At 43.1% G+C, this 21930-nt stretch carries 26 protein-coding genes; 12 read left to right on the top strand and 14 right to left on the bottom strand.

All coding sequences use genetic code 11. The features are described 5' to 3' along the window. Positions 1-197: 197 nt before the first annotated feature. Positions 198-815: an NAD(P)-dependent oxidoreductase gene (locus H7968_RS09140; protein ID WP_227395833.1), complete on the bottom strand. Its 618-nt coding sequence runs from the start codon at positions 813-815 to the stop codon at positions 198-200. A gap of 146 nt (positions 816-961) precedes the next feature. Here H7968_RS09140 and fumC point away from each other — a divergent pair, with 146 nt between their 5' ends. Then, positions 962-2350, top strand: a complete 1389-nt coding sequence (gene fumC / locus H7968_RS09135; RefSeq protein ID WP_227395832.1) for a class II fumarate hydratase — start codon at positions 962-964, stop codon at positions 2348-2350. A gap of 78 nt (positions 2351-2428) precedes the next feature. Here the strand turns inward: fumC and H7968_RS09130 are convergent, their stop codons facing one another. The 4 genes from H7968_RS09130 to H7968_RS09115 form a co-directional block, all read right to left on the bottom strand. After that, the gene (locus H7968_RS09130) at positions 2429-3526 is read right to left on the bottom strand and encodes an ABC transporter ATP-binding protein (protein ID WP_227395831.1); all 1098 of its coding nucleotides are present in this window, start codon (positions 3524-3526) and stop codon (positions 2429-2431) included. A gap of 583 nt (positions 3527-4109) precedes the next feature. Further along, complete coding sequence (locus H7968_RS09125; RefSeq protein ID WP_227395830.1) at positions 4110-5009, bottom strand: helix-turn-helix domain-containing protein; 900 nt, start codon at positions 5007-5009, stop codon at positions 4110-4112. Positions 5010-5128: 119 nt separating this feature from the next. Beyond that, the gene (locus H7968_RS09120; protein WP_227395829.1) at positions 5129-5305 is read right to left on the bottom strand and encodes a hypothetical protein; all 177 of its coding nucleotides are present in this window, start codon (positions 5303-5305) and stop codon (positions 5129-5131) included. A gap of 54 nt (positions 5306-5359) precedes the next feature. Then, positions 5360-5566 (bottom strand): DUF5342 family protein, encoded by a 207-nt coding sequence (locus H7968_RS09115; protein WP_227395828.1) that lies wholly within the window; start codon positions 5564-5566, stop codon positions 5360-5362. A gap of 199 nt (positions 5567-5765) precedes the next feature. On the opposite strand from H7968_RS09115, the gene H7968_RS09110 reads away from it, so the two are divergent. Together H7968_RS09110 and H7968_RS09105 are read left to right on the top strand one after the other, a co-directional pair. Continuing rightward, entirely contained in the window at positions 5766-6905 is a 1140-nt protein-coding gene (locus H7968_RS09110; RefSeq protein WP_227395827.1) for a DUF445 domain-containing protein, read from the top strand. 68 nt (positions 6906-6973) lie between these two features. Continuing rightward, positions 6974-7342 (top strand): YlbF family regulator, encoded by a 369-nt coding sequence (locus tag H7968_RS09105; RefSeq protein ID WP_227395826.1) that lies wholly within the window; start codon positions 6974-6976, stop codon positions 7340-7342. 71 nt (positions 7343-7413) lie between these two features. Here H7968_RS09105 and H7968_RS09100 read toward each other — a convergent pair whose 3' ends face one another. Next, the gene (locus tag H7968_RS09100; RefSeq protein WP_227395825.1) at positions 7414-8706 is read right to left on the bottom strand and encodes a globin-coupled sensor protein; all 1293 of its coding nucleotides are present in this window, start codon (positions 8704-8706) and stop codon (positions 7414-7416) included. A 230-nt stretch (positions 8707-8936) separates the two neighbouring features. On the opposite strand from H7968_RS09100, the gene H7968_RS09095 reads away from it, so the two are divergent. After that, positions 8937-9731: an enoyl-CoA hydratase gene (locus H7968_RS09095; RefSeq protein ID WP_227395824.1), complete on the top strand. Its 795-nt coding sequence runs from the start codon at positions 8937-8939 to the stop codon at positions 9729-9731. Between the two features lie 78 nt (positions 9732-9809). Here the strand turns inward: H7968_RS09095 and H7968_RS09090 are convergent, their stop codons facing one another. After that, the gene (locus H7968_RS09090; RefSeq protein ID WP_227395823.1) at positions 9810-9995 is read right to left on the bottom strand and encodes a YhzD family protein; all 186 of its coding nucleotides are present in this window, start codon (positions 9993-9995) and stop codon (positions 9810-9812) included. 141 nt (positions 9996-10136) lie between these two features. Here H7968_RS09090 and H7968_RS09085 point away from each other — a divergent pair, with 141 nt between their 5' ends. From H7968_RS09085 to H7968_RS09070, 4 genes are all read left to right on the top strand, one after another. Then, the gene (locus tag H7968_RS09085; protein ID WP_227395822.1) at positions 10137-11033 is read left to right on the top strand and encodes an ABC transporter ATP-binding protein; all 897 of its coding nucleotides are present in this window, start codon (positions 10137-10139) and stop codon (positions 11031-11033) included. Beyond that, positions 11026-12300, top strand: a complete 1275-nt coding sequence (locus H7968_RS09080; protein WP_227395821.1) for an ABC transporter permease — start codon at positions 11026-11028, stop codon at positions 12298-12300. The genes H7968_RS09085 and H7968_RS09080 overlap by 8 nt, the downstream gene beginning before the upstream one ends. Positions 12301-12419: 119 nt before the next feature. Beyond that, positions 12420-13379, top strand: a complete 960-nt coding sequence (gene yhaM / locus H7968_RS09075; protein WP_134375350.1) for a 3'-5' exoribonuclease YhaM — start codon at positions 12420-12422, stop codon at positions 13377-13379. A 66-nt stretch (positions 13380-13445) separates the two neighbouring features. Continuing rightward, positions 13446-13631, top strand: a complete 186-nt coding sequence (locus tag H7968_RS09070; protein ID WP_227395820.1) for a sporulation YhaL family protein — start codon at positions 13446-13448, stop codon at positions 13629-13631. 113 nt (positions 13632-13744) lie between these two features. Here H7968_RS09070 and H7968_RS09065 read toward each other — a convergent pair whose 3' ends face one another. Further along, a complete protein-coding gene (locus tag H7968_RS09065; RefSeq protein ID WP_227395819.1) occupies positions 13745-14683 on the bottom strand; it encodes a peptidylprolyl isomerase in 939 nt (312 codons plus the stop codon). Between the two features lie 217 nt (positions 14684-14900). Between H7968_RS09065 and H7968_RS09060 the strand changes: the two genes are divergently transcribed. Together H7968_RS09060 and H7968_RS09055 are read left to right on the top strand one after the other, a co-directional pair. Next, positions 14901-14984, top strand: a complete 84-nt coding sequence (locus tag H7968_RS09060; protein ID WP_134375420.1) for a YjcZ family sporulation protein — start codon at positions 14901-14903, stop codon at positions 14982-14984. A gap of 25 nt (positions 14985-15009) precedes the next feature. Then, positions 15010-15102, top strand: coding sequence for a YjcZ family sporulation protein (locus tag H7968_RS09055; RefSeq protein WP_134375344.1), 93 nt, complete (start codon positions 15010-15012; stop codon positions 15100-15102). 644 nt (positions 15103-15746) lie between these two features. Here H7968_RS09055 and H7968_RS09050 read toward each other — a convergent pair. The 6 genes from H7968_RS09050 to H7968_RS09025 all read right to left on the bottom strand — a co-directional run bounded on the left by H7968_RS09050 (position 15747) and on the right by H7968_RS09025 (position 19812). Continuing rightward, a complete protein-coding gene (locus H7968_RS09050; RefSeq protein ID WP_134375342.1) occupies positions 15747-15935 on the bottom strand; it encodes a hypothetical protein in 189 nt (62 codons plus the stop codon). Between the two features lie 84 nt (positions 15936-16019). Beyond that, entirely contained in the window at positions 16020-16580 is a 561-nt protein-coding gene (locus tag H7968_RS09045; protein WP_227395818.1) for a DUF3267 domain-containing protein, read from the bottom strand. 184 nt (positions 16581-16764) lie between these two features. Then, entirely contained in the window at positions 16765-17352 is a 588-nt protein-coding gene (locus H7968_RS09040; protein WP_134375338.1) for an HTH-type transcriptional regulator Hpr, read from the bottom strand. A gap of 663 nt (positions 17353-18015) precedes the next feature. Continuing rightward, positions 18016-18396, bottom strand: a complete 381-nt coding sequence (locus H7968_RS09035; RefSeq protein WP_227395817.1) for a YtxH domain-containing protein — start codon at positions 18394-18396, stop codon at positions 18016-18018. Between the two features lie 354 nt (positions 18397-18750). After that, complete coding sequence (locus H7968_RS09030; RefSeq protein WP_227395816.1) at positions 18751-19269, bottom strand: tryptophan transporter; 519 nt, start codon at positions 19267-19269, stop codon at positions 18751-18753. A 120-nt stretch (positions 19270-19389) separates the two neighbouring features. Next, positions 19390-19812 (bottom strand): HIT family protein, encoded by a 423-nt coding sequence (locus tag H7968_RS09025; RefSeq protein ID WP_227395815.1) that lies wholly within the window; start codon positions 19810-19812, stop codon positions 19390-19392. Between the two features lie 120 nt (positions 19813-19932). On the opposite strand from H7968_RS09025, the gene H7968_RS09020 reads away from it, so the two are divergent. Both H7968_RS09020 and H7968_RS09015 read left to right on the top strand, forming a co-directional pair. Then, positions 19933-20682 (top strand): ABC transporter ATP-binding protein, encoded by a 750-nt coding sequence (locus H7968_RS09020; RefSeq protein WP_227395814.1) that lies wholly within the window; start codon positions 19933-19935, stop codon positions 20680-20682. Further along, positions 20666-21889 (top strand): ABC transporter permease, encoded by a 1224-nt coding sequence (locus H7968_RS09015; RefSeq protein ID WP_227395813.1) that lies wholly within the window; start codon positions 20666-20668, stop codon positions 21887-21889. Before H7968_RS09020 ends, H7968_RS09015 begins: the two co-directional genes overlap by 17 nt. The last annotated feature ends 41 nt before the right edge of the window (positions 21890-21930 follow it).

Here is a 21930-nt window from a genome sequence, read left to right as displayed (position 1 = left end):
GAAAATGAAAGAGAGAACAGGTGCAGACTTACCCTTTCCTCATAGGAATCTACGAGTGAGTCCGCACCTTAATAAATGCTATCTGCTCCTTATTGGTTAGAAGGATAGAGGAAAACAAAACCCGGGCTGAGCCGCTTGCTTGGTTTCATTGTAAAAACAGCCGGTCTCACCTCGTGATGGGGAGACTGGCTGTTTTTTTAGTAGGTGATGCCTACCCGTTCTTTTATGTGTTGATGATTTAATAGGAGAGAGTAGGTAAAGTCTCCGGTGTCGTACATGGAGATGCTGGATGGTTCGTCGGGTAAGGTGTTGATTTCTGTGCGATATTTTCCAATTCTTTCTCCATCCGGCAGGTACGTTGGACAGACGATGGTCCAGTCAAGGTCTGCCTCTTTCAGCATGAGATAGGAGCGGCAGTGGTCTTCTGCTGCTGTACTGAGTTTCCGGTTTGATTCAGAGGAGTGGAATCGGAATTTTCCAGGTTCTCTTTTAGAATCAAGAATGCCTGCGGTTCCGACTGTGACAATTCTCCGGATCCCTTCTGATCTCATGGCAGGAAGAATGTGGACCATTGATTTAGTCAGAGCATCTTTTTTATCTGTCCCCATTGCGCTGACAACGGCATCACACCCTGCAATGGTGCGAAACACATCTTCTTTTACAGAGGCATCCCCCACAATATAGGTTGCCTGATCATGACTGACAGCTGCGGATGCGTCCCGGACCAATGCCTGCACGTGATGACCATCCTTAATGGCATTGTCCAAAATGACACTTCCAACCCGTCCAGTCGCACCAAACAAAGCGATTTTCATAACAATCCCCTCCCATCTTTTCTACATATAAGTTTAGCGGAAATTGTCGTACAGGGAAAGAATCCCGTCTAATCCTCATTTGTGTGGAAACGCTTTAACCATGATACAATATTTGTATTACGTGTTTGTTAGGAGGAGAGATTATCATGGAATATCGTACTGAGAAAGATACGTTAGGTGAGATTCAGGTTCCTGCGGACAAATATTGGGGAGCGCAGACGCAACGAAGTCTGGAAAACTTTCCGATCGGAATTGAGAAAATGCCTATCGAGGTGACTTATGCTTTTGCTGAACTGAAAAAAGCGGCGGCGATGGCTAATTATGATCTTGGAAAATTGTCTGTACATAAACGGGATGCGATCGTGCGGGCGTGTAACGAAATACTGGATGGATCATTGGACGATCATTTTCCTCTTTCTGTCTGGCAAACGGGAAGCGGAACACAGTCGAATATGAATGCAAATGAAGTGATTGCGTTTCGTGCCAATCATTGGCTTAAAGAGCAGGGTTCAGATGAAAAAGTTCATCCGAATGATGATGTAAATATGTCTCAAAGCTCAAATGACACTTTTCCGACAGCCATGCATATTGCGGCCTATAAAGCGGTATGCGGAAAGCTTGTCCCGGCATTAAATAACCTGACTGATACCTTTTATCAGAAGGAAAAACAGTTTTATGAAATCATTAAAATTGGACGTACACACCTGCAGGACGCAACGCCTCTGACACTCGGACAGGAAATCAGCGGCTGGCGCGCGATGCTTGAGCGGTCCAACACGATGATTCAGGAGGCAAATAAGCATATTTTATCTCTTGCGATCGGAGGCACAGCGGTTGGTACCGGGATTAATGCGCACGAGGAATTCGGTAAGCGCGTTGCCAAACAGCTTGTTTTGCAGACAGGGTTCCCGTTTTACTCTTCAGATAATAAGTTTCATGCACTGACGAGTCATGACGAAATCGTATATCTTCACGGCGCTTTAAAAGGTTTATCAGCTGATCTGATGAAGATAGCGAATGACATCAGGTGGCTATCGAGTGGACCACGAAGCGGGATCGGTGAGATTTCCATTCCTGCAAACGAACCGGGAAGCTCCATCATGCCTGGAAAGGTTAATCCGACACAGAGCGAAGCGTTGACGATGATTTCAACACAGATTATGGGTAATGACGCAACGATCGGATTTGCGGCCAGCCAAGGTAATTTTGAACTGAACGTCTTTAAGCCTGTGATCATTTACAATTTCCTTCAGTCCGTCACGCTGCTGGCAGACGGGATGAATACGTTTAACGATAAGTGTGCATCAGGCATTGAAGCGAACCTTGAGGTCATTGACCGTCACGTCAACAATTCGTTAATGCTGGTGACCGCTTTGAATCCCCATATCGGCTATGAAAAAGCAGCTGAAATTGCGAAGCTTGCATTCAGGAAAGAACTCACGTTGAAAGAAGCGGCGATTGAAACAGGGTATGTGACAGAAGAGCAGTACCAGGAGTGGATTCAGCCGATCAAAATGGTGAACATTGACCGTTGAGTGCGGTGATTAAAAACTCAAAAGAGAGACGGCATCATGGCCGTCTCTCTTTTTATATGGTTAAAGGGGGTAACCATCTTATTTAATGCGCTGCTCTGATTCCACATCGAAGAAGTGGCACTTGTTCATGTTGAAAGCAAGCTCAACTTTTTGTCCTGCTTTAATGTCTGAACGTGAGTCAACGCGGGCAACAAAGTCCTGTCCACCGACTTTTGAGTAAAGCATAAGCTCGGCACCTGTAAGTTCTGATACTTCGATATCTGCAAGGAACTTAGATCCGGCAGCTGATTCGATAAATACCGGCTCATCATGGATATCTTCAGGACGCACACCGAGGATGATGTCTTTTCCAACATAGCCATGAGAACGAAGTGTCTTCATTTTTCCTTCCGGTACAGCAAGCAGCTGATCGCCAGCCTGGAAGCCTGTTTCAGTAAGCTTTCCGCTGAAGAAGTTCATCGCAGGAGACCCGATAAATCCACCAACGAAAACATTCTCAGGATTGTCATATACTTCTTTCGGAGATCCAACCTGCTGAATCACGCCATCCTTCATAACAACAATACGTGTTGCCATTGTCATCGCTTCAGTCTGATCGTGTGTTACATAGATCGTTGTTGTCTGAAGACGCTGGTGAAGCTTCGCGATTTCAGCACGCATCTGAACACGCAGCTTAGCGTCAAGGTTAGATAAAGGCTCATCCATCAGGAATACCTTCGCATCACGTACAATCGCACGGCCCAGTGCCACACGCTGACGCTGACCACCGGAAAGAGCTTTCGGCTTACGATCTAAAAGTGCTTCAAGACCAAGAATTTTGGCAGCATTTTTAACACGCTTGTCAATTTCAGCTTTGTCAAATTTACGAAGTTTAAGACCGAATGCCATGTTGTCATATACGCTCATATGAGGGTATAGTGCGTAGTTCTGGAATACCATCGCGATATCGCGATCTTTAGGTGCTTTATCGTTTACACGCTCGTCGTCAATGTAGAAGTCTCCTTTAGAGATTTCCTCAAGACCTGCGACCATACGAAGTGTCGTTGATTTACCGCAACCTGAAGGACCAACGAATACGATGAATTCTTTGTCCTGGATATGAAGATTGAAGTCTGTTACTGCTGTAACTTCTTTATCGTAGATTTTATAAATGTTTTGTAGTTTTAACTCTGCCATGTTGATTCCTCCATTGTGCTGTTCTTTGTAACTGCTTTCATTTTAGCGTTAAATGAAAGCCTTTCCAATGGACATAGTGCACAAAAAGAATAGGGGGGTTTGGGCAATGTGACAAAAATCGGGCAGGGCTCATCCTTTAGAACATAAGAGTCTGCGGCTGAACCTGAACTTATTGTGATTTATAAAAGCCGCACCGGGACCATCCTCCGCTTTCCTTTGTCTAGCTTCAGCGGGCAGGGACTAGCAAACTTCCTGTCCACTCGTCCGATAAGTCAACATCAGCTCACTCCGTTCACCTGTTCCTTTCCGCCACAGGAGTCTGCGGATGCTCCCGGCGCTCTAAATGGTTATTTTGTTTCCGAACGCAATATAAAAAAGCTGTGAAGAGATCATACTTTAGCGTGCTGGTAATCAGAGTGGTTAAATAACGGAGGAGAGTGGTTAAATAAATCAAAAGAGTGGTCGAATACCGGAAAAGAGTGGTCGAATCCTCCGAAAGAGTGGTCAAATACCGGGAAAGAGTGGTTAAATCCGCACTCATAAAAGCCGTGAAGCGGGAGCCCGGCCCGGTTCACGGCATTGGTCAGCCATTGCGCTGGTTCCATTCTAGGCAGGCGAAGTAGGCAATGAGTCCGCCGTAGAAGGTTTTGAGGTCGATGGATGTTTTTTCTGTGAATTTGTCGAGACGGTATTGCAGGCTGTTCCGGTGCATGTAGAGCATTTTGGCTGTGCTGCTCACGTTTGAAAGGTTCTCGACAAAGGTTTGGATGATGCGCGGAAGGTCCTGTTCGGTTTCGAATAATTCAAAGATGGCTGAAAACAGGGTGTTTTTTTCAAAGTCGGAAAAGCGGTTGATCAGGTTGATGGGCATGACGTCAAACAGTGACAGTACGGGCTGACGGTGGTCGTGGAAGGTGTGCTGTTCAAACCAGTCCATTTCCATCAGAAGCATACTCCGGGTTTCGGCGTTAACAGTATGAAAGGATCCTGCGAAAAATGTGATGTTGATTTCCAGATCATTTTCAATTGCCTGTGATGCTGAAGCCAGCTCTTCCAGTGAAAGGGTATCGCTGCTTTGCGGTTCGATGACAAATCCGCTGTTTTCATTTTTCAGTACGATGACTGCCTGTTCAGAGAAAACATAGTCGAGTGGTGCTTCATCAGCATCCTGAACGAGAGCAGCATTGCTTGAGAATTGAACCATTCTGAAGCTGGATCCTTTTGGCAGTGGGCAGTTGCCTGAATCGTCACGCAGAAAATTTAGCCATTCATCTGCTTTTCCGGATGGAGGGGGTGATGATGGATTTAAAAGCATAGATAACAAAGAAAGTTCATTTGGGCTTAGCCCATTTTTATTAAATGCGATCAGCTCTTCGGTTTCCTTATCTCTGAACCACAAATAAGACTCAAATTCCGGTGCACTAAGGTCTGAAGGTTTTTTTGCTGAATTCATTGACTGTAGAAGTTTTTTTACGTTTGACAAGTGATCACCTTTTTCTAATAAAACATTTATGAAAAAAGTATCATTTTTTTAACAAAGAAACAATCATGAACCTGCAAAAGGCTTTCCGTATCAACTTTACGGAAAGCCTTTTGAATGATCTAATTTGGCGGTGTTTCAGCATCCAGGTCACGTGCCTCTTCAATGTTTGTCTGCTTCCCGTATCGGAAAACAGTTCCTCCTGACATTCCCTCGTTAATAAAACGGTCGACATCAAAAAATGCTTTGTCCCGTCCTTCATATGAAGTGTCGGGCAGAAAAGACGGATGATTTGTCATTGAAAACACCCCCTGCACATACGTTATGCATATTGAGCATGTTCTATACAGGTATTAATCACCGTAAACGTGGAAAAGCATCAGATCATGTATTTGCTTTTCAACTTTGTCCGGATCTTTTACGGGAGCTGGTGTTGACCATTCAATTTGTCCGTTTTTATGATAAATTCCCCTGATCTGTTCCCCCTGATAGGTAAATGAAAACGTCCATCCCGGTAAATCACTTTCATACATTTTTTTATATTGAAAATGCTGAATCATAATAAACCCCCATGTTCCAATTTCCTTCAGTATATCATGTGAATGTTTTTAATAAATGCTCATATGGTGAATTTAAAAGGAGGAGATCCATTTCTATTTATTTCGTATTGTGTCATGCGCCTATAATCATATTTGAATGAAGAAGTTTCTGCTATACTGAGAAAGAATGGATTGTATGTATAGCGGAAGGTGATTTGAGATGGATATATTTTTATTACTATCAGTTATGATGGTTGTTGGAGCGGTGATTGGGGGATTCACCAATTCCCTTGCAATTAAAATGCTTTTTCGGCCATACAAAGCAGTATACATCGGTAAATGGAAGGTTCCGTTTACACCGGGTCTGATTCCAAAAAGAAGAGAAGAACTGGCTAGACAGCTTGGCTTGATGGTCGTCAATCACCTGCTGACAGCCGACAGTCTGAAAACAAAGTTTCTGACGAAGGAGAAAGAGCAGGCTTTAACACGCTGGCTTCAAAAGGAAAGCGGTAAGCTTTTTAATATGGAGGACACGGTTCAGGATGTATTTGAACGGTTTGATCTGACCTCGCCAGTTCCTTATATAGAAGAAACAATGGATCAATGGATTGAACAGCAGTACGATCAGCTGAAAGATCAGTACATGTTTTTAACGATCAGAGAGACGCTCCCGGAGAAATGGCTTGACCGTCTGGATGGCAAGGTTGAAACCGTCACAGATTATATCCTGGAAAAGGGCATCGATTACTTTGAATCAGATGAAGGAAAAGCACGCGTTCAGACAATGATTGATGATTTCCTTAAAACGCGTGGAACCCTTGGCAGCATGGTGAATATGATCATGGGCAATACCTCTCTTGGGGATAAAGTTCAGCCTGAGATCATAAAATTTTTGAAACATGATGGCACACATGATATACTCGAACAGGTTTTGCGCACAGAATGGGAAAAAATCAAGGACTGGCAGTGGGATCGGGCGTTTTCGATCATTACTGATCGCGATCTGATTGTCCGTCTGCAGCGCATATTAAAGGAACGCATCAACCTGAATGAATGGATGCAGCGCCCGTTAGGCAGTGCGATTCAGCCACTAGAAGACAGGGTTGTCAATCATTTAATTCCAAAAGCGTCTGAAAAACTGAAAGAACTGCTCATTGAAAAACTGGAGGCTATTCTTTCAAAAATGAAGCTGCAGGAAATTGTCAGGGAACAGGTTGACTCCTTTGAAGTATCTAGGCTAGAAGAGCTTGTACTCGGCATTTCGCGCAGGGAATTTAAAATGATCACCTATCTTGGCGCATTGCTCGGTGGTCTCATCGGAATCGTTCAGGGAATATTTGTACTCTTAACTGGACTTTGATTGATTGATGTTTAGGACGGAATCATCAGGGAATAGGGGAAGAGTGATTAAAAAGGGAGGTTTTTTGATTGTCAGTAAATCTGTACGATCAGGCAAATGAATTAGAGCGTGCAATTCGTCAAAGTGATGAATTCAACAACTTAAAGAAAATGTACGATGCAGTAAACAACGATGAGTCTGCAAAAGGCATTTTTGAAAACTTCCGTGACATTCAGCTTTCACTTCAGCAAAAGCAGATGAATGGTGAGGAAATCACACAGGAAGAAATTGAACAGGCGCAGAAAACGGCTCAGCTTGTTCAGCAGCATGAGCTGATTGCTCAGCTGATGGATGCAGAGCAACGCATGAGTATGACGATTCAGGAACTGAACAAAGTGATCATGAAGCCGCTTGAAGAGCTTTATGGATCAATGGAAAATAATCAAACGCAGCAGTAATTCAATGACAAAGACCCCATTTTCGAATGGGGTCTTTTCATTTTTTATTATTAAAAGAGGCTTCTGAAAACTTATGCTCTTTCTTCAAGTGATGCTGCAGCTGCAGCGACGCCTGAAGCTTCCTGGGAAATTTGATCAAGCATCACAACGAGTCGGCTGACATCCTGATCCATCTGCGTATTTTGTGATTTCAGCTGGTTCATGGATTCCATAATGCCATTGAAGGATTCACTTGTTGAATGAATGCTGTCACGCTCTGCCTGGAAAAGAGTGTTCAGTTCCATAATTGATCCTTCAATCGTTTTTGTTTTAACATTCGTATCTTTTAGCAGATCATAAACCTGCGCGACGGATTCTTTTGTATTTTCAGCAAGCTTCCTAACCTCATCTGCAACCACGGCGAACCCTTTACCATGCTCACCTGCACGCGCAGCTTCTATTGAAGCATTTAATGCCAGGAGGTTTGTCTGGTCGGCTATGGACGTAACCATATTGGCTACTTCGGAAATCTGACTGTTCAAGTTGTTAAGTTCTTTAATATTTTTTTCCGTTGTCATCATTTTTGAAGAAATTTGTTCGCTTTCTTCTTTCGTTTTATCAAGGCGGACTTTTTCATCGCCGGTTTTGGACTGAAGCTCGGATGCTACACCTGACCCTTGCTGTGCGCGGGATGCCAGATGCTCCAGTGCCTCTTTCATCAGCTTGACATTTTCGCTTGTGGAATTACTGTTTTCAGAAAGAGCAGCTGCGCTTTCTTTCAGTGTAATTAATAGACCATGAAGTCGATCCTGCTCATTTTGAATCTGCTGTTGGAAGCTCTTTTCATATGCTTCAAGCACAATCTGCATTTCAAGGTTAAGGATTTTTGAAACAGCTTTGATTAGAATAAACTTATCCTTTTCACCAAAAGGAAGTTCGATAATCACATCGGTCAGGGAATTTAGCAGATCCTGAAATGCAGCAATATACCATTTAGGATCGAGTCCGATACGTAAATGCACATCAGCAATACGGTGGCGTTTTTCGATAAATGTAGAATCGAGTCTACCGCTGAACATTTCCTGAATATGAATGGTTAATGTTTTCTTTAACCTTTCAATAGAGCTGTGGGTATTAATAATGGTTAGCAATCCAGGTTCATGACCCAATGTCTTATAAAAGCTGGCAACGATTGCTTCGATGTTTTCCGTTACGTATGGTTTAAAGGCTGCAAGCACCTGAAGATCTTCTTTCTGCAAAGCGATCATACTGATCTGGGCTGCAGTGGTTGCTTCTTTTGGCAGTGTAATCGTTACAGACTGCTTTTCAGCAAGTGTTAATAAGTCTTCTTTATGTTTTTTCTCCCTTGATGTTAGCCACTTCATGAAAAATCCTCCTTAGTATCAAATCTTATTTTATATCGTCTGAAATTGATAAACGTTTACATCAATTAGACTAAAAAAATAATAATAATAGGTATTTTTTCTTATTAATCTATGTGGAGATTACAGTATCGCGCGCCAGAATAAGAATCTTTTAAAAAAAAGAAGGATTTTATGAAAGGCGTAGAGAATGATAAAATGAATGATCATTCATTTTTAAGGGGGATGGAAAAATGGAATTGACGAACAGCTATAAAACACTTTACGTGAAAACTGAAGGAAAAACGGCATGGGTATCACTGAACAGGCCTGAAAGTCTGAATGCGTTGAATATGGAGTTAATGTCTGAGCTTCTTGATGTGCTGAAGGAGATTTCACGTAATGCAGACCTGCAAATCGTGGTGTTAAAAGGGGAAGGAAAAGGGTTTTGCTCCGGCGGTGATATTAAAGGGATGCTGACGATGAGTGGTGAGGAAGAATTTAAAACGTTTATGAAAGTGATCAAAGAACTTTCAACCACGCTTTATGCCATGCCGAAAATTACGATTAGTGCGATCCACGGTGCTGCTGCGGGTCTTGGTCTGAGTCTGGCACTGGCGTGTGATGTTCTGATTGCTGAAGAGCAGAGTAAGCTTGCGATGAACTTCATCGGTATTGGTCTTGTGCCTGACGGTGGCGGTCATTTTCTGATGCAGGAAAGAGTCGGGTCTCATAAGGCGATGCACGCGATCTGGAGAGGGGACGTGATGAATGCCCACGAAGCTCATTCATTCGGGCTGATTGACCGTGTAACGGCAGAGGGACGTGCCGTTACTGAAGCAGAAGCTTATGTCAGCCGATTCAGTAGCAGTCCGCTTAAAGCGATGCTTGAGACGAAGGCTATTCTGCGTGCAAGCAGGCTGAAAGAGCTTGAGTCAACGCTTGAAATGGAAGAAGAAGCACAGTGGAGAATGAGGCAGACGGAAGATCATCTTGAGGGAATCAATGCATTCGTGCATAAAAGAAAACCTGCTTTTAAAGGACAGTAAAGATTGAAAATGAAATGGAGGTGGGACGACTCTGATAAGAGTTGCCCCACCTCCATTATTGCGATCATGTCCAATTGGTTAGCTGTGAAATAAAACCAGTTTGCCTCTCGGGGATACAACACGGTGAGTATGTTCTATGTAACCCTGCTCTTCAAGCTTCTTTTCACCGATCTGTTTCGCTTCATCGTCTTCCTTTGCCTCGAAGGAATCTTCAAAAAGAAGTTCTCCCTTCGGATCAAAAACGGTGATCTTGTAAATATCCACGTCTACCATCTCCTCTCTTTGTCCGCTCTTTTATTTTTACACAGCCGGTAACTTCCGTAAAGTTTTGAAAGTCAGGAAAAAATGAACTTTTTTCTATATAATACGTATAGAATAATGATAGGGACAGAGGAGGTTTGGGAGATGCTGCATATTGATCATGTTACAAAGAGATTTGGTGACCATACAGCTGTTGATCAGCTGTCACTTGAAATAAATAAAGGGGAGCTGTTTGGATTTCTTGGCGCAAATGGTGCAGGAAAAACGACGACCTTCCGGATGATTCTTGGGCTTATTGATTCAACAAATGGTTCAGTTACGTGGAACAATGACAAAATCGGTTACCATAACAGTCAGAAAATCGGGTATCTGCCGGAGGAAAGAGGTCTCTACCCGAAAATGAAAGTGAAGGAGCAAATTGTCTACCTTGCAAGATTAAGAGGAATGGATAAAAAAGAAGCTGAAAAAGAACTGAAAGCCTGGCTTGCCCGATTTAAAGTTCCGGATTATGAAAATAAGAAAGTAGAGGAGCTGTCTAAAGGGAACCAGCAGAAAATCCAGTTTATCGCTTCAGTTATACATAAGCCGGAGCTGCTCATCCTTGATGAACCGTTTAGTGGACTTGATCCTGTCAATGTCGAGCTTTTAAAAGAAGCCGTAACGGATCTTAAGAACAGCGGCACCACCATTGTTTTTTCGAGTCACCGGATGGAGCATGTGGAGGAATTATGTGAAAGTCTGTGCATCATTCATCATGGAAAACCGATCGTGAAAGGCCGTCTGCTTGAGATAAAAAAGGCATTTGGTAAGAAAAATCTGGTGATTAGATCGGATATGGACTTATCAGAGCTCAAAGATTTTCCTGGCGTAGTGAAATTGAAAACGGTGATTGGCGGTGTGATTCTTCAGATTGAAAACGAAGATGTCTCACAAAACATTCTGCAGTCCATTCAGGGAAGGGGTTTCATCCGGCAGTTTTCACTTGAAGAACCGTCGCTGAATGATATCTTTATTGAGAAGGCAGGTGCTTCATTTGAATAGATTCGGTCTGATTCTGGCGAAATCATACATAGGAAAAATTAAATCCAGATCATTTATCATCACAACTGCGCTATTTGCTCTTGCCATTATCATCGGAACGAATTTTCAGTCGATTGCCGATATTTTTTCGTCTGATCGTAACGGTGGAGAAGGCAGTTGGGAAGTCGTCGTTTATGAGGAAGAACCTCAGATCGCTTCACTTATCGCGGATCAGACAGCGATTATCAACAGCTCTATTGCCGTTTCAACCGAAGATAAAAATCAGGCTGTTCTGCAAGAGGAGTTAGAAGCAGGGGAATTTGACGCGCTTCTGATTGTTGATATGGCGGAGAGCGGAAAAATAAAGGCTGAATACATTTCGAAATCTTTAACAGCCAATTCCTATTCAAATGACTTGCAGGCTGCACTTCAGACGATTCAGTCCAACATCGCTGCGAACCGACTGGGGTTAAGTGCCGATGAGCTGGCAACCTTGAATCTTCCTGTTTCATTTGCAGAATCGGCTTATGTGGATTCAGCAAGATCTGCCGCTGAACTTGATCAGGCGAGAGGACTCGTCTATATCCTGATTTTTGTGATTTATATGTCTGTGCTGATATATTCAATGATGATCGCAACGGAAGTAGCGAATGAAAAATCATCACGGGTAATGGAAATCCTGATCTCAAGCGTTTCACCTATCCAGCAGATTTTTGCTAAAATTGCCGGGATCGGTCTTGTCGGACTGACACAGCTGACGATCTGGGCAGGGATCGGTATTCTTTCCGTTAATCTGAGCCAGGATTCTTTTGAAGGCGGGATTTATTCGCTGTTTGACTTTTCCTCCGGCTCAATCGTTACCATCGTTTTTGCGGTGATCTTTTATATTCTCGGATACTTTTTGTTCGCTTCACTTGCTGCATTTTTAGGCTCTCTCGTGAGCAGGACAGAGGATCTTCAGCAGGTGCTGCTGCCTGTTAATCTCCTGGTGGTCGGTGGAGCACTCTTGGCCTTTTACGGTCTGGCGGAGCCTGAGACAGCTCTTATTACCATCACATCTTATATTCCTTTCTTCAGTCCGCTCGTCATGTTTACCCGTGTCGGAATGCTGGACATTTCGATTTGGGAACCGGTGATCGCGATTGTGCTGATGCTGATCACAATTTTACTGCTTGGATGGTTTGGCGCAAAAGTGTATCGTGGTGGTGTACTGATGTATGGAAATTCGTCATCCATCAAAGACCTTAAAAAAGCACTTCAGCTTTCAAAGCGTGAGAAGACGAGCTAATTCATACGTCTCGGCTTCATATGTGTCAGGACTGTTTATCTGTTATACTAATAAAGAACGTTTGTTCCGCCTGAAGAACGCCTGAAAAGGCAATTCCATGTAAAGGAGATGGCGAAGAGATGAAAGGCATCACATTTTTAAATGCAGGGGATCAGGTTGAACAATTCCTGTTGATTAAACAAACAACCAAGGGTGTTACAACGGCTGGAAAGCCATTTTTAACCCTGATTTTTCAGGATCGCAGCGGGGAAATTGAAGCAAAGCTGTGGGATGCAGGGGATGAAGAAGAAAAAAGATTTCAGCCTCAGACCATTGTTAAGGTTGCAGGTGAAATTCATAATTACAGAGGCAAAAATCAGCTCAGATTAAAGCAGATCCGTCCGGCTTCAGCGACTGATAACGTGCAAATGGGAGAATTCCTTGAAACCGCACCACTATCAAAAGATGAAATGACGGAAGAGCTGACCCAGTATATTTTTGAGATGAAAAACCCTGTTATTCAAAGAATTACACGTCATTTGGTCAAAAAGTATCAAAAGGCATTTCTCGAGTTTCCGGCAGCAACGAAAAATCATCATGAGTTCGTGTCAGGACTTGCTTACCACGTTGTCTCGATGCTGAAAATCGCGAAATCACTGACAGAGCTTTATCCAAATCTGAATAAGGATCTTCTGTATGCAGGAGTGATTCTTCATGATATGGGCAAAGTGAAGGAGCTGTCAGGTGCCGTATCAGCGACCTATACGCTTGAAGGTAATCTTCTGGGGCATATTTCAATCATGGTGAATGAAATTGCTGAAGCAGCGAAAGAGCTTGAAGTGGAAGGGGAAGAGGTGCTGATGCTTCAGCACATGATTTTATCCCACCACGGGAAAGCAGAATGGGGCTCACCAAAGCCGCCAATGCTAAGGGAAGCAGAAATACTTCATTACATTGACAATCTGGACGCAAAAATGATTATGATGGACCGTGTCATTCAGCGGACGAAGCCCGGTGAATTTACAGAGCGCGTATTTGCCCTTGAAAACCGTACATTTTACCGTCCACACCTATACGATGATCCATTTGAAGACGCATAAGAGAAAGGGTGGAAACATACCCTCTATAAACGGCTCTTGAGCTGATTAAATGCAGGAGGGGAAAGGATGTTTCCAATCTGGATCGATATTGCAATTGGCGGGATCATCATCAGTTTTATTATGTTTCTGAAGACTGCGCATGCTGAAAGAAAACAGGAAGTCCGTTTTATCGAAGAACATGGTGAAGCCTACATAAAACGGATCGAAGATGAAAAAAGAAAGAAAATGGTGTCGCAGCTTAAAAATCAATGAATGGAAATGAAAAACCTCCTGTGATGAAAATTGCAGGAGGTTTTTCATTTTTGAGCAGATATAAAGCCGGTCACACTCATGGAAACGGAGTGTGACCGGCTTTATGTTTTGTATTATTCTTCTGTATCTTCAGTTGTTTCCTCTTCAGCTGGCTCTTCTGCCGGAGGGGCAGCAGGTGAGCTGACAGGTTCCTGTAGAAGGGCATCAAATGTTTCAGTCAAATCTTCGTCTTCTACCTGGATATTTGCTTCGTTAAGCAAGTCTCTTACAACGGTTCCGATCTGATTCATATCTGCTTTTGCCAGTTTCAGATCATGCTCAACCTGATCACGAATCTCTTCAAGAGGCTCAACCTCTGCTTCGCGCGTTTCTGTTACTTCGATAATGTGCCAGCCGAAGCTCGTTTCGACCGGATCACTGATGACATTAGGTTCAAGGTTAAAAGCGGCCTCTTCGAAAGCAGGATCCATTGTTCCCGGTCCGAAGAATCCAAGGTCTCCACCTGTTTCTTGTGCTGCAGGCTCAGTAGAAACTTCTTTTGCAAGCTCAGCAAAGTCTGCGCCATCCTCAAGCTGCTTTTTCACATCAAGTGCTGTTGCTTCGTCAGCAACAAGAATATGACGTGCGCTGACTTCTTTTTTCATCTTGTCGTATTCAGCCTGAATTTCTTCATCTGTTACTTCAACGTCTGCAACGAGTGCATTCTCCTGCATACGATTCAGTTTCAGCATTTCCTTGAAGGATTCCTCATCGTATCCCTGCTGTGAAAGGACCATGTCAAACTGCTCGCCGTACTGTGCTTTCGCTTCTTCAAACTCAGCGTCAATGGTCTCCTGATCAACAGGATATTTTTCTTCAAGTACCTGTTCGAGCATCATCATTTGAAGCGCCTGTTCCCCAACAGTCTTCTTCATCTCTTCATAAAGCTCGTCCTTCGTAATGTCCCCTGCACTCGAAGAAGCGATCACTTCACTTGCTGATTCCTCGTCACTGCAACCTGCTAAAGCCGCTACACCTAAAGTAAGTGAAGCTGCTGCAATCCACTTTTTCATTCATTTCCTCTCCTTATATGTGTGAAATCTATGGTGAAAATTCTTCACTGCATACTATATCACATTTCCATATTACGGTGAACGCTTATTTAAACGTTTACCCAACAGAGAATACTTAATTTTCTCTACATTCAAGGAATTTTCACATTTACTATTTTGCCCAACCATTTTTGATTTCCTTTGAATAGCATACAAAAGAAAGGAAGGAGGGGTTTTAATGTCCTGTGGATACGGTGGAGGATTCGCACTTATTGTCGTGCTGTTCATCCTTCTGATCATTGTCGGAGCAGCGTGGTTCTAAAAACCAACAGAAGGGGGAAAATGAAATGTCACATAAACACGGTAACTACTACGGAGGCTTCGCCCTAGTCGTCGTCCTCTTCATACTTCTTATCATCATCGGCAGCGCGTGGTTCTAAGAAAAGCGTAGGCACCTTGCTCAGCCCCGACAAGCATAAGGCGAAGATGAAAAGAGGGCTGCCTTTTGCCCTCTTTCAGCTTTGACTTATGACCTCGAGGGGCTAGGTGCCGGAGCTAGCCAAAGAAAGGCGTAACCAGGCGTATAGGGACGTACAAACTGGACTGTCCTCGACGAAGATAAAGGAAACACGGTGAACGAAGTGAACCGATGTTGACTTATCGAACGAGAGGACGGGAAGTTTGCTAGTCCCTGCCTGGTGGAGCTGGACAAAGAAAAGCGCAGGCGAGCGTTCAGCGGCGTATGCGCTGGACTGAAGCGCCGGAGATAAAGGAAACACGGTGAACGAAGTGAACCGATGTTGACTTATCGGACAGAGCTGAGGGAAGCGCACTAGCCGCTGCGAGCCGCAGCTAGCCAAAAAGAAAAGCGTAGGCGATCATTTGGTCACTTTCAGCTGGTACTTGGCCACATTCTTCTCGAACTTGGTCACATTCCGCCTGAACTTGGTCACATTCCGCCTGAACTTGGTCACTTTACGCACAAATTTGGACGCTATTGTGACGGAATGGATTGAGGATATTTATAAAAACGGGAAAAAACAAAGCGGAACGATTCCTCTATGGAAGCGTTCCGCCGTTTTAATTACGTATAAAGAATTTCTACATAAGATGAAAGCAGCAGGATCAAGATTAAAATATTGATTGTCCGGAAGACTTTCGGTTGTTTTTCATTTGGAATTTCCTTTTGAACACATAATCTATTTGTCATACGATTAATCGAATAGAGTATAAACACAGTAAATACGATAAACAGTCCAATGACTTCAACCATCCTCTATCATCCTCCTATCCTCTAGTTACTAAGATACCAAAAAACAGACATAAAAAACAGGGCGAGCCTATTTTTATGTCTGTTTTACATCCCAGAGGAGGTTGATTCCTTAACGGGAATCAGAATTTCGTAGCCATCATCATCCTCTTCGATAAAAGCACCGCGAGGAGATTTGAAAAGGCATTTCGCATATAAAAAGTCAACAAGGCAAATACCACAGTGATATGCGGTCAGAATCGTAAAATAATGGGCATAGCCCGGAAAAGAAGCAGCTGCATATAAGAAAATACTGTTTAAAATCACAAAAGGAAAAATAAGCGCCATGATAAAATAAATTTTCGGAATAGGTTTATTAACTCTTACAGACATAATCGGTACAAAGTAAAAATGAAATCTGGTCTTCAAATTAATTAAATTCATAAACCCGGCAAGAGGGATAGTATGAAAAATCTTGTGTAAAGGATACACAAGTAAAAATCCCAATGCGAACCAGATAAAATGATTATCTTTAAGCGGATGACTTACCATCAGCTGGATGGATACATGTAAAATAGAAAAAACAGTCAGGACAAGAATCGTAGAAAGCATAAAAATCCGATAAAATCCGTACTGTTTTTTAACGTTTATAGATTTCCAGCAATGCAATCTCATCGCCTCCATTCTCGACGATATTACGGTGTTTAAATTCAACCTGTGAGTTACTTTACTCCCCTTTGATTTAAAAATCAATACCTTAATAAAAAATTTACAATTCAAATTATGTAATAAAATTTCTGGAGTGAGCGTAGGGGGGAGCCTGAGCTAAAAAGAAAAACCCCCTTGAAGGAGGTTATGAAGAGGCAATTTGCTTGAGCGGATCGGCTGATCGGGTTTTCTGGATCTTTCCTTCCACTTCAGTGAATTCGTTTTCAATATTATGAAAGGAAGTTTCAAAGATCTTCATGAAATCATCGCCGTAAATATTTTTTACAATCGCCATCATTTCCATCATTTCAGGGAACTTTCCGTAAATTTCCCTTAGAGGAGATGCGCCCTGGAACACTGAATGCGTTTCAGGTGAATAGTTTTCCATCAGCTCCAGTAGAAGAGCGTCACCTTTTTCAGTCAATTTAATGTACGTATTCCGCTTATCATTCTCTCTTTTTGAAAACTGAAGGTATCCACGTTCTTCCAGTTTTTTAGAGAAGTTAAATGCAGTCGATACGTGCATAACACCAAACTTTGCGACATCTGAGATAGAAGCACCTTTTAAATGATAGGCAATCCATAAAATGTGATGTTCATTAATGTTTAAATCGTAAGGCTTAATCCAGTTTTGCCAGTCTTTTTCAATTGCTTTCCATAAAGCTTTGCTGAGCTGTGCCATACGCTGACTAAATAACATTGCTTCTTTCATTGAATAGAGCTTATCGTCCAAAGTTGTCACCTTCTTTCTATTGTTATTTTAAAATTGTGAAATAAGTGCGTTGAAGATATTATAGCAATAAAGTAAAAATAATAAAAGGTAGGAATTAATTAAATTTTCTCACAAAAATAATTTGTTGATTTTCTTATTGAAACCGTTCCGGGGACATCCTCCGCTTTCCTTTGTCTAGCTGCGGCGGGCAGGGACTAGCAAACTTCCCGTCCTCTCGTTCGATAAGTCAACATCGGCTCGCTGACGCTCTCCGTGTTTCCTTTATCTTCGTCGAAGCCAGTCCAGTTTGTACGTCCCTAAACGCCCGCCTCCGCTTTTCCAAGGCCGCGCGGTGAGCCAACTTGCGCTTCGCGCTGCGTTGTCTCACCTGTCGCTTCTCTGCCGCAGGAGTCTGCGGATGTCCCCGGCACTAATGAATATTAAACCATCTTCATTATGTTAATTGTGCTAAAAAAGACGGGATCGACTCACCCTTTCCGCCACAGGGAGTCTACTGGTGTGTCGAGCCCTTTGAGTTGAATACTATTAGCTATTGTTTTGAGAAACTGTGTAGGGAAGATCATCCACTTTTCCTGATTTCTTTTCTAAAATAAGGGAGGGAATCTATTTATTTTCTGGAGTGTGAAAATATAAAAAAACAGCTGCACGAAGGCAGCTGTTTTTTTATGTTGATGGTTGTTCTTCGCGGGCGTCCTGTTTGATGGAGCGTTCGAGTTCTTCCATGGTAGCCTGGATGGCTGCAAGTTCTTCCTGCAGGTTGTGAATGGCCGGGTCGGCTTCACGTTTCCAAGCCTGGATGGATTCTTTTAATTCAGAGGCCACAGTGAGGATGGACTCTTTTCCTTCCTTTGAAACGTCCTGAATAGATTCTTTCACTTGCTGAATATTCATCTGAATTTCAAGTGCGTGTTCTCTCCAGTGGTCTTTTGTATGTCTGATTGTCCCTCTCAATTCCTGACCGGATTGGGGTGCTGAAAGCAATGTTCCGGCAGCACCTGCAGCGAATCCGGCTGTCAGCCCAAGCAAAAATGATTTTACATTCATCCCTCACACATCCCTTTATTTATTTTCTTCTTATTTTATAGATTATCTCATAAACTGTCCAAAGTATGCCTAAAAAAGGAGGCGTTTTCAATCAGTGCTGTTAACTGGTTCTTTTTAGTATGTATGGTTGCGGCCTGTGCGCTTTTGATGAGGAGTGTCATACAGCTGATCAGCAATCATCTTTTTCCTCCAAGAAGAACGAAAGTGCGCAATTTGATTGTTACTGCTGCAGCAGTGCTTCTGTTCTTTTCTTTAACCTATTTCCTTTAGCGGTAAACATTTGCCGGGACGTTTGGAATCTATAAAAAAAGCTGCCTTAACAGGATGCTCTGTTAAGACAGCGTCTTGCAGGAATCAGGCAGCTGTTTCAATAAGGTTTGATCTTTTCATAATGGTTTTTGCGATCGGGTACATGATGGCCATCAGCACACCGTTAACTGCAATAGCCGGCAATACAGCACTTGCGAAAAGCGCCATAATTGGACCCGGAAGTCCGACTAATACTGCTGCAGAACCAAGAAAAATCAAACCGGACACAAGCGTGCCGACTCCGGTGAAAATACCGGCACCGACTGCTGACTTCACAAACTTTGCACCAAGTAAAATGAGACCATAAAAGATAAATGCTGTAATCGGTTTGTCAATGAGGTTAGGCAGGAATCCGCCGGGAAATGTTGTAGTCAGTCCTGACAGTATGCCTGTCGCAACACCGATCAACAATACATTTTTTACACCCGGGAATAACAGAATACCTAAAAACATCATTAACAGCGACATATCCGGTTTCATTAATAGTGCTCCGGGAATAAGCAGGTGAAGCGCAGTTCCCATTCCTGCGAATAATGCCAATACTACGAGTGTTTTTGTGTTCATAACTCATCTCTCCTCAGCTAAACTAAATAGTCTTCTCCTGACATGCCCTCGTGGCTGCCAGCGAAAAGTAGTCCAATTATATCATGAAAGAACCTTTATGCACAGTTTTCTGTTTCTGTCTCAGGCAAGATTTGACGCGATTTTCGCAGCGATTTCAGCACGCTGCTCGTTGGAATAATCCTCAGTATGTACCTGCCATTCAGGCTTAAATCCGTCTTCTTCACCATGTCTTGGCAACAAATGAAGGTGGAAATGAAAAACCGTCTGGCCCGCATATTCACCATTGTTATTTAAAAGATTGATTCCTTTCATATCAAACGACTGCTTCATTGCATTTGCGATTTTAGGAACGACAGAGAACAGGTTGCCTGCCATTTCCGGTGTCAGTTCATGAAGATCTTTTTTATGGGTTTTTGGGATGACAAGCGTATGACCTTTCGTCACCTGACTGATATCAAGAAAAGCGTACACATGCTCATCCTCATACACCTTGGAAGAAGGAATCTCACCATTTATAATTTTGCAGAAAATACAATCACTCATATAGAACATCCTTTCACTGTAAGTTTTTCTTATTTTATCACAGCGACTGTTCTCCGACAGCATTCGCAGCTGGAATATGCTACAATTCTTTCAAGAAAGTCAGAGGAGAGGAAAATAAATATGTCACTTCTTGAGATCAATAAACTGACGGGCGGATATACGAGAAAACCCGTTTTAAATGAAATAGACTTTTCAATGAACAAGGGTCAGATTGTCGGCCTGATCGGGCTGAATGGTGCAGGTAAAAGTACGACCATCAAACACATTATCGGACTGATGGAGCCTCATTCAGGAACAGTATCCATTAATGGAATGGAGCTGAAACATGATCCTGACCAATACCGGAAACAGTTTTCCTACATACCTGAAGCACCCATTCTTTATGATGAACTGACGCTTGAGGAGCATTTAAAGCTGACAGCGATGGCGTATGGCCTGAATGAAGCAGAAGTGGAAGAAAGGGTCCCGGATCTGCTGAAGAAATTCAGGATGGAAGGCAAGCTTAAGTGGTTCCCTGCGCATTTTTCCAAGGGAATGAAGCAAAAAGTGATGATTATGTGTGCCTTTTTAATCAATCCAAGCCTGTATATTATTGATGAACCGTTTGTAGGGCTCGATCCGCTTGCGATCCAGTCCCTTCTCAATCTGATGGAAGAGATGAAGGAGGGAGGAGCGGGCATTCTGATGTCTACTCACATCCTTGCAACAGCCGAGCGGTACTGTGATTCATTTATCATTCTGCATGAGGGGAAAGTCCGGGCGCAGGGTACTCTTGAAAAACTGAGAAAAGAGTTTTCGATGCCCGATGCGATGCTCGATGACATTTATATTCAGCTGACAAAGGAAGAGTCATATGAAAAACGTTCATGATATCTGGAAGGACAGGCTGCAGGACTATAATAAAGAATTGCAAAAGTATTTGCGCTACATCTTTAACGGGCATTTGATGTTCGTCATTATTTTTGCTGTCGGTGGCGGAGGATTTGCCTACAGCAATTGGATCCAAACGCTTGATTCAAGCTTCCCGTCAGCGATTGTCATTGCTGCCGTTCTTGCAGTTGCAGCGACGATGAGCCCGGTTTACACTTATTTAAAAGAGGCGGATAAAGTCTACCTGACGCCACTTGAGGGGCAGATGAAACAGTATTTTGTGAATGCGCTTGTGACGAGTTTTATGTTTCAGGCATACATTGTGGTTGTATTACTTGCCGTTGCGATGCCACTCTATGTTCAGACGGCCGGGGCCACTTTCGGAGATTTCTTTTTACTGTTGATCGCAGTGCTGGCATTAAAAATCTGGAATCTTGTCATGAGGTGGACGATTCTGCGTTATCAGGAATCGTTTTATCATTACATTGATACAGGCTTCCGGTTTGTATTAAACCTTGCTTTTTTATGGGCTCTTTTTGCACAGGTCCCGACTTGGGTAGTTGTGGCAATTGCAGCTATTCTGGCAGGTTATCTAATCGCCTTTAGAATCATAACTGTGGAAAAAACGCTGAAGTGGGAGCTGCTGATTGATCTTGAAACGCTCCGCCTTCACCGTTTTTACCGCTTTGCCAATCTGTTTACAGATGTCCCTCATTTAAAAGGGCAGGCAAAAAGGAGGAAGTGGCTGGATCCGATTCTGGACCGCTCTAAATACGGACAGAGCATGTCCTACTATTACTTATACGTCCGCACATTTTTGCGCTCAGACGAGTATTTTGGATTATGGGTTCGCCTGACCATTATTGCGTCTGTGATTATCATCGGCTCTGGTGTGATCTGGATTAAGATCGGAACTGCTTTATTGTTCCTGTATTTGACCGGATTCCAGCTCATTCCGATGATGAAAAAGCACGAGCTGAAAATCTGGCCGGATCTTTATCCGCTTTCGTCATCCATGAAGGCTGACGCATTTAGAAAAGTACTGGTGAATACGCTGGCAGCACAGGCGGCGGTTTTCAGTGTGGTGAGTATTTGGGGCGGTGCATGGCTGGACGGGCTGTTGACGGCAGGTGCTGCGGTACTGTTCGTTGTGGCTTTTGTGTCTGTTTATTTGCCTGCACAGGTTAAGAAGATGCAGGTTTTGTGATGTGTAAAAAAACGGTCTGGGCATACCTAGATTTTTCAAAC

It is taken from the genome of Jeotgalibacillus aurantiacus (assembly GCF_020595125.1).
Taxonomy (GTDB): domain Bacteria; phylum Bacillota; class Bacilli; order Bacillales; family Jeotgalibacillaceae; genus Jeotgalibacillus; species Jeotgalibacillus aurantiacus.
The sequence above is the reverse complement of the archived record's forward strand: the minus strand, read 5'-3'. Positions and strand labels throughout refer to the sequence as shown.